The sequence below is a fragment of the Streptomyces sp. UNOB3_S3 genome, from assembly GCF_020740895.1.
Taxonomy (GTDB): domain Bacteria; phylum Actinomycetota; class Actinomycetes; order Streptomycetales; family Streptomycetaceae; genus Streptomyces.
Map to the genome: position 1 here is coordinate 1 of NZ_JAILXP010000180.1, position 14,172 is coordinate 14,172.

The window sequence follows — 14,172 nt, forward strand, 5'->3', positions numbered from 1 at the left end:
CCTCTGATCCCCACCGGATCGAGCCACCACGGTCCGCCGTCCCCCGTCCGGGGGATGGCGGACCGTGGTGCGTGAGGGCTGGTAGAGCGGGTACGGATCGGGTAGGTAGATACGGACGAGTAGCACCACAGTGGCGCACCGCCACCCCCGCGCGCTCCATCACGGACAAGCGACCCGAACGCGCCCCAGCCCTACGGTGAGGGAGCCCCAAATCATCCGCACCCCCGGAGGAACCCCGTGACCGCTCCCATCGCGTTCTGGCTGGCCGGCCGTGAGGCCACCGGCGAGGAGACCTTCGACGTCACGAACTCCTGGGACGGCCGTCTCGTCGGCACCGTGAGCGTGCCGACCGAGGCGCAGGTCGAGGAGGCCGTGGCGGCCGCGCACGCCGTGCGCGACGAGTTCGCGGCCACGCCCGCGCACGTCCGCACCGCCGCCCTCGACCACGTCGCCAAGCGGCTCACCGAGCGCACCGAGGAGATCGCCCAGCTGATCTCCGCCGAGAACGGCAAGCCCATCAAGTGGGCCCGCGGCGAGGTCGGCCGTGCCGTCTCCGTGTTCCGCTGGGCCGCCGAGGAGGCCCGTCGCTTCAACGCCGGCGAGGCCCAGCGCCTGGACACCGACGCCGGCGGCACCGGCCGTCTCGCGCTGACCCGCCGTGTCCCGCGCGGCACGGTCCTCGGCATCGCGCCGTTCAACTTCCCGCTCAACCTGAGCGCCCACAAGGTCGCCCCGGCCATCGCCGTCGGCGCCCCGATCATCCTCAAGCCCGCCCCGGCCACCCCCATCTCCTCCCTGGTCCTGGGCGAGATCCTGGCCGAGACGGACCTGCCCGCCGGCTCCTGGAGCGTCCTGCCGGTCCCGAACGACCGCATGCCCGCGCTGGTGAAGGACGAGCGGCTGCCCGTCATCTCCTTCACCGGCTCCGGCCCGGTCGGCTGGTCGATCCTCGACTCCGTGCCCCGCAAGCACGTCACCCTGGAGCTCGGCGGCAACGGCGCGGCCGTCGTCCTCGCCGACTGGTCCTCCGAGGCGGACCTGGACTGGGCGGCGCAGCGCATCGCCACCTTCTCCAACTACCAGGGCGGCCAGTCCTGCATCTCCGTGCAGCGCGTCATCGCCGACGCCTCGCTGTACGAGCGGCTGCTGCCGAAGGTCGTCGCGGCCGTCGAGGCGCAGGTGACGGGCGACCCGTCCGACGCGTCCACCGACGTCGGCCCGCTGGTCAGCGAGGACGCCGCCAAGCGCGTCGAGTCCTGGGTGGACGAGGCCGTCGCGGCGGGCGCCACGCTGCTCGCCGGCGGCAAGCGCGACGGCGCGACGTACGCCCCGACCGTGCTCGCCGACGTCCCCGCCGGTGTCACGATCGCCTGTGAGGAGGTCTTCGGCCCGGTCCTGACCATCGCCAAGGCCGAGGGCGAGGACGCGGCCTTCGCGGCCGTCAACGACTCCCCGTACGGCCTCCAGGCCGGTGTCTTCACCCACGACCTCCGGACCGCCTTCCGCGCCCACCGCGCCCTGGAGGTCGGCGGCGTGGTCATCGGCGACGTCCCGTCCTACCGCGCCGACCAGATGCCGTACGGCGGCGCCAAGCAGTCCGGCGTCGGCCGCGAGGGCGTGCGCTACGCGATGGACGACTACACCTACGAGCGCGTGCTCGTGCTGACCGGCATCGACCTCTGAGACCTCTGATCCCCACCGGATCGAGCCACCACGGTCCGCCGTCCCCCGTCCGGGGGATGGCGGACCGTGGTGCGTGAGGGCTGGTAGAGCGGGTACGGATCGGGTAGGTAGATACGGACGAGTAGCACCGGTCGGTAGTCGACCGGGACCAATCGCCCCGACTCACGCGGTGAGGTGCCAGATGACCGCACCATCCGTACGACCGGTATCCGAGCGCGAGGCGCGCCAGGTCGCCGAAGCGGCGCGCGAGCAGGACTGGAAGAAGCCCAGCTTCGCCAAGGAGCTCTTCCTCGGCCGGTTCCGGCTCGATCTGATCCACCCGCATCCCACCCCCGCGCCGGACGACGTCCGGCGGGGCGAGGAGTTCCTCGGCAAGCTCCGGGAGTTCTGCGAGACCCGGATCGACGGCGCGCTCATCGAGCGCGAGGCGAAGATCCCCGACGAGACGGTGGGCGGGCTCAAGGAGCTCGGCGCCTTCGGCATGAAGATCGACGTCAAGTACGGCGGCCTCGGGCTCAACCACGTCTACTACAACAGGGCCCTCGCCCTGGTGGGCTCCGCGAGCCCCGTCGTCGGCGCGCTGCTCTCCGCGCACCAGTCGATCGGCGTGCCCCAGCCGCTGAAGCTCTTCGGCACGCAGGAGCAGAAGGAGAAGTTCCTGCCGCGCTGCGCGCGCACGGACATCACCGCCTTCCTGCTGACCGAGCCGGACGTGGGCTCCGACCCGGCCCGGCTGGCGACCAGCGCCGTGCCCGACGGCGAGGACTACGTCCTGGACGGCGTGAAGCTGTGGACGACCAACGGCGTCGTCGCCGACCTGCTCGTCGTGATGGCGCGGGTGCCGAGGAGCGAGGGGCACAAGGGCGGCATCACCGCCTTCGTCGTCGAGGCGGCCGCCGAGGGCGTCACCGTGGAGAACCGCAACGCCTTCATGGGCCTGCGCGGCATCGAGAACGGCGTCACCCGCTTCCACCAGGTGCGGGTGCCCGCCGCCAACCGGATCGGCCCCGAGGGCGCCGGCCTGAAGATCGCGCTGACCACGCTCAACACCGGCCGGCTGTCCATCCCCGCGATGTGCGCGTCGAGCGGCAAATGGGCGCTGAAGATCGCCCGCGAGTGGTCCTCGGCCCGGGAGCAGTGGGGCAAGCCCATCGCCAAGCACGAGGCCGTCGGCTCCAAGATCTCCTTCATCGCGGCGACCACCTTCGCCCTGGAGGCGGTCGTCGAGCTCTCCAGCCAGATGGCGGACGAGGAGCGCAACGACATCCGCATCGAGGCCGCCCTCGCCAAGCTCTACGCCAGCGAGATGGCCTGGCTGATGACGGACGAGCTGGTGCAGATCCGCGGCGGCCGGGGCTACGAGAGCGCGGACTCGCTCGCCGCCCGGGGCGAGCGCGCGGTCCCCGCCGAGCAGATGCTGCGCGACTCGCGCATCAACAGGATCTTCGAGGGATCCACCGAGATCATGCACCTGCTGATCGCCCGCGAGGCCGTCGACGCCCACCTCTCCGTGGCCGGCGACCTCATCGACCCGGACAAGTCCCTGGGCGACAAGGCACGGGCCGGCGCCCGCGCGGGCGGCTTCTACGCCCGCTGGCTGCCCAAGCTCGTCGCGGGCCCCGGACAGCTGCCGCGCACCTACTCCGAGTTCCACCCGGCCGGTCACCGCGATGTCTCCGGCCATCTGCGCTACGTCGAGCGGTCCTCGCGCAAGCTCGCCCGCTCCACCTTCTACGCCATGTCCCGCTGGCAGGGCCGCATGGAGACCAAGCAGGGCTTCCTCGGCCGGATCGTCGACATCGGCGCCGAGCTCTTCGCGATGAGCGCCGCCTGTGTCCGCGCCGAGCACCTGCGCCTGCGCGGCGAACACGGCGCCGAGGCGTACCAGCTCGCCGACGCCTTCTGCCGGCAGTCCCGCGTCCGTGTGGAGGAGCTCTTCCGGCGGCTGTGGACCAACACCGACGACCTCGACCGCAAGGTCGTCTCCGGGGTGCTGGCGGGCTCGTACGAGTGGCTGGAGAGCGGCATCGTCGACCCCAGCGGCGAGGGCCCCTGGATCGCCGACGCCACCCCCGGCCCTTCAAAGGCCGCCAACGTGCACCGTCCCATTCGCTGAGGGTCCGGCGGTACGGCCACAGTGACTCCGCCGCCTACTGTGAGGCAGCTTCTCACCCGGCTCCGTAGGGCGTCATGACGGTCAAGCCCTGACCGCTGCCCGAAGGCAGGGCAGCAGGCTACTACGTCGGGTCGTGGCCGTGGGGTGAAACGCACGGGGGATGATGGGGGGATGACGGACTGCCTCGCTGACCCCCACCTGCGTTACTCCGCCCCCGGCCGTGACCACGACGGCCCGCGCGAGATCGTGATCCTCGGCTCGACCGGCTCGATCGGCACCCAGGCCATCGACCTGGTGCTGCGCAATCCCGAGCGGTTCACGGTGACCGCGCTGTCCGCCGCCGGCGGCCGGGTGGAGCTCCTCGCGGAGCAGGCGCACAGACTGGGGGTCCGCACGGTGGCCGTCGCCCAGGAGGGCAAGGCGCCCGCGCTGCGCGAGGCGCTGGCCGCCCGCTACGGCGCCGAACCGCTGCCGGAGATCCTGGCGGGCCCGGACGCGGCCACCGAGGTGGCCCGTAGCGAGTGCCACACGGTCCTCAACGGCATCACCGGCTCCATCGGCCTGGCCCCCACCCTCGCCGCCCTTCAGGCGGGCCGCACCCTGGCCCTGGCCAACAAGGAGTCGCTGATCGTCGGCGGGCCGCTGGTGAAGGCCCTGGCCAAGCCCGGCCAGATCATCCCGGTCGACTCCGAGCACGCCGCGCTCTTCCAGGCCCTCCTCGGCGGCACCCGCGCCGAGGTCCGCAAGCTGGTCGTCACGGCCTCCGGCGGTCCCTTCCGCGGCCGGACGAAGGCCGAGCTGGCCGCCGTCACCCCGAAGGACGCCCTGGCCCACCCCACGTGGTCCATGGGCCCGGTGATCACGATCAACTCCGCCACCCTGGTCAACAAGGGCCTGGAGGTCATCGAGGCCCACCTGCTCTACGACATCCCGTTCGAGCGCATCGAGGTCGTCGTCCACCCGCAGTCGTACGTCCACTCGATGGTGGAATTCACCGACGGCTCCACCCTCGCCCAGGCGACCCCGCCGGACATGCGCGGCCCCATCGCCATCGGCCTGGGCTGGCCCGAGCGGGTGCCCGACGCGGCCCCCGCCTTCGACTGGTCCAAGGCCTCCACCTGGGAGTTCTTCCCGCTCGACAACGAGGCCTTCCCCTCCGTGGGCCTGGCCCGGCACGTCGGTGCGCTCGGTGGCACCGCCCCGGCCGTCTTCAACGCGGCGAACGAGGAGTGCGTCGACGCGTTCCTGAGCGGACACCTGCCGTTCAATGGGATCGTGGACACCGTCGCCGAGGTGGTCGCCGAGCACGGCACCCCCGCCGTGGGAACCCGACTGACCCTCTCGGACGTCCTGGAGGCGGAGACCTGGGCCCGCGCCCGGGCCCGTGAACTGGCGGCCCGCACCGGCGGCCGTACGGCGCAAGCGACCTCGGAGGCCCGCGCATGACGACACTGATGACGATCCTCGGGATAGTCGTCTTCGTGGTGGGCCTGCTCTTCTCCATCGCCTGGCACGAGCTGGGGCACCTGTCCACGGCGAAGATGTTCGGCATCCGCGTGCCGCAGTACATGGTCGGCTTCGGGCCGACGCTGTGGTCGCGGCGGAAGGGCGAGACCGAGTACGGGATCAAGGCCATCCCGCTCGGCGGCTACATCCGCATGATCGGCATGTTCCCGCCCGGCGAGGACGGCCGCATAAGCGCCCGTTCCACCTCCCCGTGGCGCGGCATGATCGAGGACGCCCGCTCGGCGGCGTACGAGGAGCTCCAGCCGGGCGACGAGACCCGGATGTTCTACACGCGCAAGCCCTGGAAGCGCGTGATCGTGATGTTCGCGGGCCCGTTCATGAACCTGGTCCTGGCCGTCGCGATCTTCCTCGGTGTGATGATGTCCTTCGGCGTCAACACCCAGACGACCACCGTCTCGGCCGTCTCGGACTGCGTGGTCTCCGCCAGCGCCGCCACCGACAAGTGCCCCAAGGGCGCCAAGGACTCCCCGGCCAAGGCGGCCGGCCTCCAGCCCAAGGACCGCATCGTCGCCTTCAACGGTGCGAAGGTCACCGACTGGTCCACGCTCCAGAAGGAGATCCGCAGGACCACCGGACCGGCCACGATCACCGTCGTCCGCGACGGCGGCGAGAAGACCCTCCACGCGGACCTCATCTCCAACCAGGTCCAGAAGTACGACGGCAAGGGCGCGCCCATCAAGGGCGAGTACGTCACCGCGGGCTTCCTCGGCTTCACCCCGGCCTCCGGCGTCGTCCCGCAGTCCTTCGGCCAGTCCGTCGACCGCATGGGCGACATGGTCCAGTCCGGTGTCGAGTCGCTGATCGCCCTGCCCGGCAAGATCCCGGACCTGTGGAACGCGGCCTTCGACGGCGGCGAGCGCAAGGCCGACTCCCCGATGGGCGTGGTCGGCGCGGCCCGCGTCGGCGGCGAGGTGTTCAACCTCGACATCCCGCCGTCGCAGCAGATCGCCACCATGCTCTTCCTGGTCGCCGGCTTCAACCTCTCGCTGTTCCTCTTCAACATGCTGCCGCTGCTCCCGCTGGACGGCGGGCACATCGCCGGCGCGCTGTGGGAGTCGGTCCGGCGGAATCTCGCCAAGGTCTTCCGGCGCCCGGACCCCGGCCCGTTCGACGTGGCGAAGCTGATGCCGGTGGCGTACGTGGTGGCGGGCATCTTCGTCTGCTTCACCCTGCTGGTGCTGATCGCGGACGTGGTGAATCCGGTGCGGCTGACGTAGCGGGGCGGACGCGCCCGCGGCGGGCCGGGACACCACCGCCGCGGGCGCCGCCCCGCACGGCGCCCGCACCGGCGGATGTGCTCCGGAGGGAGCGTGTGCCGTAACCTCGGACGCGGAGCCCGCCGATCTCGGGACCGTGATTCAAACCTTGGGGTTGCTCGCCAGATGACAGCGATTTCGCTTGGAATGCCGTCCGTTCCGACCAAGCTCGCCGACCGCCGGGTCAGCCGCAAGATCCAGGTCGGCTCCGTGGCCGTCGGCGGCGACGCCCCCGTCTCGGTCCAGTCGATGACGACGACCCGCACCTCCGACATCGGCGCCACCCTCCAGCAGATCGCCGAGCTGACCGCCTCCGGCTGCCAGATCGTCCGCGTCGCCTGCCCGACCCAGGACGACGCCGACGCGCTGCCGATCATCGCGAAGAAGTCGCAGATCCCGGTCATCGCCGACATCCATTTCCAGCCGAAGTACGTCTTCGCCGCCATCGACGCGGGCTGCGCCGCCGTCCGGGTCAACCCCGGCAACATCAAGCAGTTCGACGACAAGGTCAAGGAGATCGCCAAGGCCGCCGGCGACGCCGGGACCCCGATCCGCATCGGCGTGAACGCCGGCTCGCTGGACCGCCGCCTGCTCCAGAAGTACGGCAAGGCCACCCCCGAGGCGCTGGTCGAGTCCGCCCTCTGGGAGGCGTCCCTCTTCGAGGAGCACGGCTTCCGCGACATCAAGATCTCGGTCAAGCACAACGACCCGGTCGTCATGGTCAACGCCTACCGCCAGCTGGCCGCCCGGTGCGACTACCCGCTGCACCTCGGCGTCACCGAGGCCGGCCCGGCCTTCCAGGGCACCATCAAGTCCGCCGTCGCCTTCGGCGCCCTGCTCTCCGAAGGCATCGGCGACACCATCCGCGTCTCCCTCTCCGCCCCGCCGGCCGAGGAGATCAAGGTCGGCATCCAGATCCTGGAGTCCCTCAACCTCCGCCAGCGCCGCCTGGAGATCGTCTCCTGCCCGTCCTGCGGCCGCGCCCAGGTCGACGTCTACAAGCTCGCCGAGGAGGTCACCGCCGGCCTGGAGGGCATGGAGGTGCCCCTGCGCGTCGCCGTCATGGGCTGCGTCGTCAACGGCCCCGGCGAGGCCCGCGAGGCCGACCTGGGCGTCGCCTCCGGCAACGGCAAGGGCCAGATCTTCGTGAAGGGCGAGGTCATCAAGACCGTCCCCGAGTCGAAGATCGTGGAGACCCTCATCGAGGAGGCGATGAAGATCGCCGAGCAGATGGAGAAGGACGGCGTCGCCTCCGGCGAGCCCACCATCAGCGTCGCGGGCTGACCGCCCGCCTCCCGCTCCGCCCCGCCCCGTCCGCGCGACCGGACGGGGCGGCGCCATATCGGCGGCAAGACGGGTCCGCGGCGAAGCCGGGAGGTAAAGTGCCAGGATCTGATTCCCCCGGCCTCGGGCCCGCGACGGTGAGGCATTGCGACACGTGCTGACGACGACCACCACCAAGGTCCTGGAGCCCGGCGACCTCCACGCCGCCCTCGCCGTCCTCGACCGCGACCCCGTCGCCAACGCCTTCGTCGCCGCCCGGGTCAAGGTCGCCGGTCTCGACCCCTGGCGGCTCGGCGGCGAGATGTGGGGCTGGTACGCGGGCGGCCGCCTCGAGTCCCTCTGCTACGCGGGCGCCAACCTCGTCCCCATCGGCGCCGGCCCCGAGGCCGTACGGGCCTTCGCCGACCGCGCCCGCCGCTCCGGCCGCCGCTGCTCCTCCATCGTCGGCCCGGCCCCGGCCACGGCCGAGCTGTGGAACCTGCTGGAGCCCCACTGGGGTCCCGCCCGCGAGGTCCGCGCCCACCAGCCGCTCATGGTCACCCGGGCCATGCCCACGAGCGTCACGCCCGACCCCCTCGTCCGCCGCGTCCGCAAGGACGAGATGGAGACGATCATGCCCGCGTGCGTGGCCATGTTCACCGAGGAGGTCGGCGTCTCCCCGCTCGCCGGCGACGGCGGCCTGCTCTACCAGGCACGCGTCGCCGAACTCGTCGGCTCCGGGCGCTCCTTCGCCCGCGTGGAGAACGGCCGCGTCGTCTTCAAGGCCGAGATCGGCGCCGCCACGGACCTGGCCTGCCAGATCCAGGGCGTCTGGGTCGCCCCCGAACACCGGGGCAAGGGGCTGTCCGTGACCGGCATGGCCGCCGTGCTCGGCTACGCGCTGCGCGAGGTCGCCCCCGTGGTGAGCCTCTACGTCAACGACTACAACACCGCCGCGCGCTCCGCCTACCGCCGCGTGGGCTTCGAGGAAGTCGGCGCGTTCATGAGCGTGCTGTTCTGACGATCCACGGAAGCCCGTACGGGTAGCCTCCGGGCATGGATGACATCGTGGTCGGCCCACTCGACCTGGCCGCCCGGGTGGACGAGGCGCTGGGCGTCCAGGCCCTCGCCTTCGGGCTGACACCCGAGGAGGTCGACGTCCGGCGCCACATCGTGCTCCGGCACCTCACCAGCCCCGGAGCCCGGGCCCTGGGCGCCACCACGCCCGAGGACCGGCTGGTGGGCTTCGTCTACGGCATGCCCAACGACCGCGCGCACTGGTGGTCCACGGTCGTCGAGCCGTATCTGCGCGCCAACGGACTGGACGGCTGGCTGGACGATGCCTTCGTCATCACCGAGCTGCACGTCCACCCCGCCTACCAGAACCGGCGGATCGGCCGGACCCTCATCACGGAGATCACGGCCGGCGCCGACGAGCCCCGCTCGATCCTCTCCGCCATCGACAAGGAGAGCCCCGCCCGGGCGCTCTACCGCAAGCTCGGCTACCGCGACCTGGCGCGGCATGTGGTCTTCCCGAGCGCGGCGAGTCCGTACGCGGTGATGGGGGCTCCGTTGCCGCTGCTGGGGTGACGCGCGGGCCGGCCGGGGGTCCGGGGGGTTGCCCCCCGGGGTACACAGCGCGGGCCGGGTGGCGTTACAGCAAGCCCGCGAATTCCAGGAGGAGTTCGCCCCGTCCCCGCGCGCCCAGCGACAGCTCCCGCATCCCGGCGGCCGTCGCCCGGAACACCGTCCACCCGCGCAGCCGGTCCGCGCCGACCTCCAGGGAGTCCGCCAGCTTGGTGACCCGCCGCCGCGCCGCGGCCGCCGCGCCCGGCGCCGCCAGCAGCGTGTCGAGCCGGTCGCGCACCAGCCACGCCAGGTCGTACGCCCGCTCGCCCACCAGCGGGCGGGGCGCGATCGCCAGCCACGGCACCCGGTCGGCGGCCAGGACGTTGCCCTGGTGGAACTCGCCGTGCAGCAGCACCGCGGGCTCCTCCGGGGCACCGGCCGTCAGGCCGTCCCGCAGCTCGACGGCCTCGTCGACGAGCCCCCGGGCGTCCGCCGCCCACGGCAGTTCGCGCAGGGCGCGCAGCCCCTCGGCCAGCGCCGCCGAGCGGTCGGTCACGGTGGCGAGAGGGTGGCCCCCGGCGGGCGGCGCCACCCACAGCCGCTGGAGCGTCGCCGCCGCCTCCAACTGCGCCTTCTGCTCCGCCAGCGAGCGCAGGCTGACATCGGCGTGGAGCCGCTCCAGGAGCAGCGCCCCGCCCCCGGCGTCCACGCGCAGCGGGCGGACGGCCGAGCGGCCGTCCCAGTGGGCGAGCGCGGCGTGCTCGGCCGCGGTCGTGCCGTCGGGCGGGGAGAGCTTGAGCGCGGCGGGGGTGCCGTCGGCCTGCCGGACGAGGACGACCATGCTGGTGCGCCCGCCGGGACACTGCACCCGTTCGGGTGTCAGCTCCCAGCGCGTCAGCCACTCCCGGGCGATGTCCGGGAGGTCCGTGAGCCACCGTCGGGTGGCCTCGTCGGCGGCGGGATCCGCGCTCAGGGTCCGGACCAGCCGCTGCGGCGGTTCGAGGCGGTCGTCGGTGATGGCCATCCCTGAGCGTTCCCTTTCCCGGCTTTCATCCTGATCAGGCCCGATCGGTGAGCCCAGGGAAGGCTACGCTGCCGCCGCTCCAGCGCACCGCCCGGACCGCCGCCTCCCGCAGTCCGGCCGCCGCCTCGGTGCGCAGACTCCCCGTGCCGGCCCGGACGAGATCGGCGTAGACCGTCGTCAGCCGCCGCTCCAGCTCCGCCGCGAGCCGCACTGCGGCCTCCCCGTCGGGTACGGGGAAGGGCAGGGCGTACGCGGCGGCGGCCGCCTCGGGCTCGGCGCCCAGTGCCCGTACCGCGCGGCTCATCGCGTCCCGCCGGGCGCGGTGGGCGTCATGGGCCTCACGGGCCTCGCCCGCCCGCGCGTCGTCGACACGCCCGCCGACGATTCCGTAGCCGTAGACCGCCGCGTGCTCGGCCGCGAGCGCGGCCTGTGCCGCGGCGACCGTCTCCTGCCGGGCGCGCCCGGCCCGGGCCGTCGTCATGAGCCGCCCTCCGTCAGCAGGAAGGCGTGCGCCGCGCCCGCCGCCGCCACCGAGGCGAGGAGCCGGGCGAGTTCGGGCGGCGCGGAGCCGAGGGTGGCGGTCCGGTTGTCGGCGGTGCGCCGCTCGGCGTCCGCGAGCGCGGCCAGCGCCGCCTTCTCGTCCTCGGGCACCTCGACGCGCGAGGCGGGCACGGCGGGCGACGCCGTGGCGGACGCGGCCGCGGACGGCGAAGCGGAAGCCGGGGCGGAAGCCGACGGGGACCCGTCCCCGGGGGTGCCGAACGCCTCGGCGTGCCGGGCGACTTCGGCCCGCAGCGGCCGCAGCCGGGCCGTCAGGGCGGTGTGCGCGGCGAGCGTGGCGTCGTACCGTTCCAGCAGCGCGGTGGTGTCCCGCGCCGCACGCTCCCTCAGCCGCGCCGCGCCGGGGGAGCGTTCGGCGGCGTCCGGGCCGCCGGTGGAAGCGGAGGAACAAGCGGAGAGCAGCGCGTCGGCGCCGCCGGCCAGCAGGGCGGCGGCACCGCCCGCCAGTACCCTGCGTCTGCGCGGGCCGTTCGCGCCCCGCGTCGTCGTGGTGAGCGGCACGTTCCTCTTTCCGCCTGGTGGGCTCTGTGCGGCGCGCCGGGCGCGCCGGCCCGTCGGGGTCCTGGTGGGGCGGGCGCTCGACGGGCCTGGCCCCGAGTGATCGCCGGACGCGAGCGTACCGGCGCGGGGCCGGCCGGCCGTGGACCGGGCACCGAATCGTCAGCCGGCTGCCGGAACAGATAGGCTTTGACCTGACACGCGTCTTTCCCACAACAGCACACGCGGCCGAGGAGTCACCCGGATGAGCACCACCCAGAGCGAGCGGCTGCGCGAGCTGCTGGCCCCTCTCGTGAGCGCGCGAGAGCTGGAGCTGGAAGAGGTCGAGGTGACGCCGGCCGGAAAGCGGCGTGTGCTGCGCGTCGTGGTCGACTCCGAAGAGGGCGTCCAGCTGGACGCGTGCGCGGACCTGAGCCGCGACATCTCCGCGATGCTCGACGACACCGACGCGATGGGCGGGGCCCCCTACGTTCTCGAGGTCACCTCTCCGGGTGCCGACCGCCCCCTGACCCAGCACCGGCACTACGTCCGGGCCACCGGCCGGCTGATCAAGGCGCAGCTCACCGAGGGCGGCGAGCTCGTCGCGCGGATCGTCGCCGTGGACGACGAGGGGCTCGACCTGGAGGTGCCGGGCGTCAAGGGCCGCAAGCCCACCGCCCGCCGCCTGGCCTTCGACGGGATCGCGAAGGCGCGTGTGGAGATCGAGTTCAACCGCAAGGCGGCCGAGGGCGACGCCCCGGCCGAAGCAGACGAATCCGACGAGATTCAAGAGGAGGCGTAGCCGTGGACATCGACATGAGTGCCCTGCGGGGTCTGGTGCGAGAGAAGGAGATCTCCTTCGACCTGCTGGTCGAGGCGATCGAGTCGGCCCTCCTCATCGCCTACCACCGCACCGAGGGAAGCCGCCGCCGCGCCCGCGTGGAGCTGGACCGGTCGACCGGGCATGTGACGGTGTGGGCCAAGGAGGACCCGCAGGACCTCGCCGAGGGCGAGGAGCCCAAGGAGTTCGACGACACCCCCTCCGGTTTCGGCCGGATCGCCGCGACCACCGCGAAGCAGGTCATCCTCCAGCGTCTGCGCGACGCCGAGGACGAGATCACTTTCGGTGAGTTCGCCGGCCGTGAGGGCGACGTCGTCGCGGGCGTCGTGCAGCAGGGCAAGGACCCCAAGAACGTCCTGGTCGACATCGGCAAGCTGGAAGCCATCCTGCCGGTCCAGGAGCAGGTCCCGGGCGAGGAGTACAAGCACGGCACCCGGCTGCGGACGTATGTCGTCCGGGTGGCCAAGGGTGTCCGCGGCCCGTCCGTGACCCTCTCGCGCACCCACCCCAACCTGGTGAAGAAGCTCTTCGCCATGGAGGTCCCGGAGATCGCGGACGGCTCGGTGGAGATCGCCGCCATCGCCCGTGAGGCCGGCCACCGCACCAAGATCGCGGTGCGCTCGACCCGCTCCGGTCTCAACGCCAAGGGCGCCTGCATCGGCCCGATGGGCGGCCGGGTCCGCGCGGTCATGGCCGAGCTCCACGGCGAGAAGATCGACATCGTCGACTGGTCGGACGACCCGGCCGAGCTGGTGGCGCACGCGCTGTCCCCCGCTCGGGTGAGCAAGGTGGAGGTCGTCGACCTGGCCGCCCGCTCCGCCCGGGTGACCGTCCCCGATTACCAGCTCTCCCTCGCCATCGGCAAGGAAGGGCAGAACGCCCGGCTCGCGGCCCGGCTGACCGGCTGGCGGATCGACATCCGTCCGGACACCGAGCAGCCGTCCGAGCGCGACTGAGTCGCGTACCGGCGTCCTGAAGCGGCGGGGGGCGCGCACACGGCGCCCCGAGCGGCCCCGAATGGTCCGTATATCGACCATGCAGGGCCGCTTCCGCCCTTGGCGGAGCCGGTGGACGGCCCGTGGAACCAGCCGATCTTGGCCGAAACGCATACGCGCACGACCAGTGCCCCGAAGGGGTGAGGTCCGCGCGGGGAGGTAGACTTATCCAGTGTCTGGCCGGACGCATGCCCGCGCATGCCCTGAGCGCACCTGTGTGGGGTGCCGGGAGCGAGCGGCCAAGGGTGAACTGCTGCGGACCGTGGTGATCGAGGGATCGTGCGTCCCCGACCCTCGCGGTACGCTGCCCGGCCGGGGTGCCTCCGTGCACCCCACACTGGTCTGCCTCGATCTGGCGGTGCGCCGCCGGGCGTTTCCCCGGGCCTTCAAGGTCCCGGGACCGCTCGACACGGCGGAGCTCCGCCGGTATGTCGAACAGACCGACCAGCAGTAGATCGGCCCCGCGTCCTGCGGGGATGACCCATGTCAGGTACCTCGCGAGTTGGAAGTAGGTCGAGATTGCGATGAGCACTCGATGAGTACGCGATGAGTACGCCCATGAAGTAGCGACGGTCCGGCGGACACCCGGACCTAGAAGGAGCGAAGTGGCTAAGGTCCGGGTATACGAACTCGCCAAGGAGTTCGGAGTGGAGAGCAAGGTCGTCATGGCCAAGCTCCAAGAACTTGGTGAATTCGTCCGTTCGGCGTCCTCGACCATCGAGGCGCCGGTCGTCCGTAAGTTGACTGACGCATTGCAGGGGCCCGGCGGCAGCGCCGGCAAGTCCGCTGCGAAGCCCGCGGCGCCGCGCAAGGCCGCGCCCGCGAAGCCTGCTGCCCCCACTCCGGGTGCGCAGGCCCCC

The 14,172-nt window shown here is 72.5% G+C and carries 14 protein-coding genes; 11 read left to right on the forward strand and 3 right to left on the reverse strand.

The window, feature by feature from the left end:
- Nucleotides 1–237: 237 nt before the first annotated feature.
- The 7 genes from K6I33_RS20000 (at nt 238) to K6I33_RS20030 (ending at nt 9,435) form a co-directional block, all read left to right on the forward strand.
- Entirely contained in the window at nt 238–1,683 is a 1,446-nt protein-coding gene (locus K6I33_RS20000; protein ID WP_229354414.1) for an aldehyde dehydrogenase family protein, read from the forward strand.
- Nucleotides 1,684–1,864: 181 nt separating this feature from the next.
- Nucleotides 1,865–3,799 carry an acyl-CoA dehydrogenase family protein gene (locus K6I33_RS20005; RefSeq protein ID WP_229354426.1) on the forward strand — a complete coding sequence of 645 codons (1,935 nt, stop codon included), beginning with the start codon at nt 1,865–1,867 and terminating at the stop codon, nt 3,797–3,799.
- 171 nt (nt 3,800–3,970) lie between these two features.
- Nucleotides 3,971–5,245 (forward strand): 1-deoxy-D-xylulose-5-phosphate reductoisomerase, encoded by a 1,275-nt coding sequence (gene dxr / locus K6I33_RS20010; protein ID WP_229354442.1) that lies wholly within the window; start codon nt 3,971–3,973, stop codon nt 5,243–5,245.
- On the forward strand, nt 5,242–6,543 hold the full coding sequence (locus K6I33_RS20015; RefSeq protein WP_229354444.1) for an RIP metalloprotease: 1,302 nt from the start codon (nt 5,242–5,244) through the stop codon (nt 6,541–6,543). The genes dxr and K6I33_RS20015 overlap by 4 nt, the downstream gene beginning before the upstream one ends.
- 165 nt (nt 6,544–6,708) lie before the next feature.
- A complete protein-coding gene (gene ispG, locus K6I33_RS20020; protein ID WP_229354455.1) occupies nt 6,709–7,866 on the forward strand; it encodes a flavodoxin-dependent (E)-4-hydroxy-3-methylbut-2-enyl-diphosphate synthase in 1,158 nt (385 codons plus the stop codon).
- A 154-nt stretch (nt 7,867–8,020) separates the two neighbouring features.
- Nucleotides 8,021–8,866 carry a GNAT family N-acetyltransferase gene (locus K6I33_RS20025; RefSeq protein ID WP_229354464.1) on the forward strand — a complete coding sequence of 282 codons (846 nt, stop codon included), beginning with the start codon at nt 8,021–8,023 and terminating at the stop codon, nt 8,864–8,866.
- A 35-nt stretch (nt 8,867–8,901) separates the two neighbouring features.
- Nucleotides 8,902–9,435, forward strand: coding sequence for a GNAT family N-acetyltransferase (locus K6I33_RS20030; protein WP_229354466.1), 534 nt, complete (start codon nt 8,902–8,904; stop codon nt 9,433–9,435).
- Nucleotides 9,436–9,499: 64 nt separating this feature from the next.
- On the opposite strand, the gene K6I33_RS20035 is transcribed toward K6I33_RS20030, so the two are convergent.
- Genes K6I33_RS20035 through K6I33_RS20045 form a run of 3 tightly spaced genes read right to left on the reverse strand, consistent with a single transcriptional unit; the run spans nt 9,500 to nt 11,500 of the window.
- A complete protein-coding gene (locus tag K6I33_RS20035) occupies nt 9,500–10,438 on the reverse strand; it encodes an aminoglycoside phosphotransferase family protein (RefSeq protein WP_229354468.1) in 939 nt (312 codons plus the stop codon).
- A gap of 34 nt (nt 10,439–10,472) precedes the next feature.
- Complete coding sequence (locus K6I33_RS20040) at nt 10,473–10,919, reverse strand: ferritin-like domain-containing protein (RefSeq protein ID WP_229354470.1); 447 nt, start codon at nt 10,917–10,919, stop codon at nt 10,473–10,475.
- Nucleotides 10,916–11,500 (reverse strand): hypothetical protein, encoded by a 585-nt coding sequence (locus K6I33_RS20045; RefSeq protein ID WP_229354472.1) that lies wholly within the window; start codon nt 11,498–11,500, stop codon nt 10,916–10,918. Before K6I33_RS20045 ends, K6I33_RS20040 begins: the two co-directional genes overlap by 4 nt.
- A 241-nt stretch (nt 11,501–11,741) precedes the next feature.
- On the opposite strand from K6I33_RS20045, the gene rimP reads away from it, so the two are divergent.
- From rimP to K6I33_RS20065, 4 genes are all read left to right on the forward strand, one after another.
- Nucleotides 11,742–12,278 carry a ribosome maturation factor RimP gene (rimP, locus tag K6I33_RS20050; RefSeq protein WP_229354475.1) on the forward strand — a complete coding sequence of 179 codons (537 nt, stop codon included), beginning with the start codon at nt 11,742–11,744 and terminating at the stop codon, nt 12,276–12,278.
- Between the two features lie 2 nt (nt 12,279–12,280).
- Nucleotides 12,281–13,273: a transcription termination factor NusA gene (gene nusA, locus K6I33_RS20055; protein ID WP_229354486.1), complete on the forward strand. Its 993-nt coding sequence runs from the start codon at nt 12,281–12,283 to the stop codon at nt 13,271–13,273.
- A gap of 211 nt (nt 13,274–13,484) precedes the next feature.
- Entirely contained in the window at nt 13,485–13,766 is a 282-nt protein-coding gene (locus tag K6I33_RS20060) for a YlxR family protein (protein WP_229354488.1), read from the forward strand.
- Between the two features lie 151 nt (nt 13,767–13,917).
- Nucleotides 13,918–14,172, forward strand: a 255-nt coding sequence (locus K6I33_RS20065; RefSeq protein WP_229354504.1) for a translation initiation factor IF-2 N-terminal domain-containing protein, incomplete at its 3' end; no start/stop codon positions are given.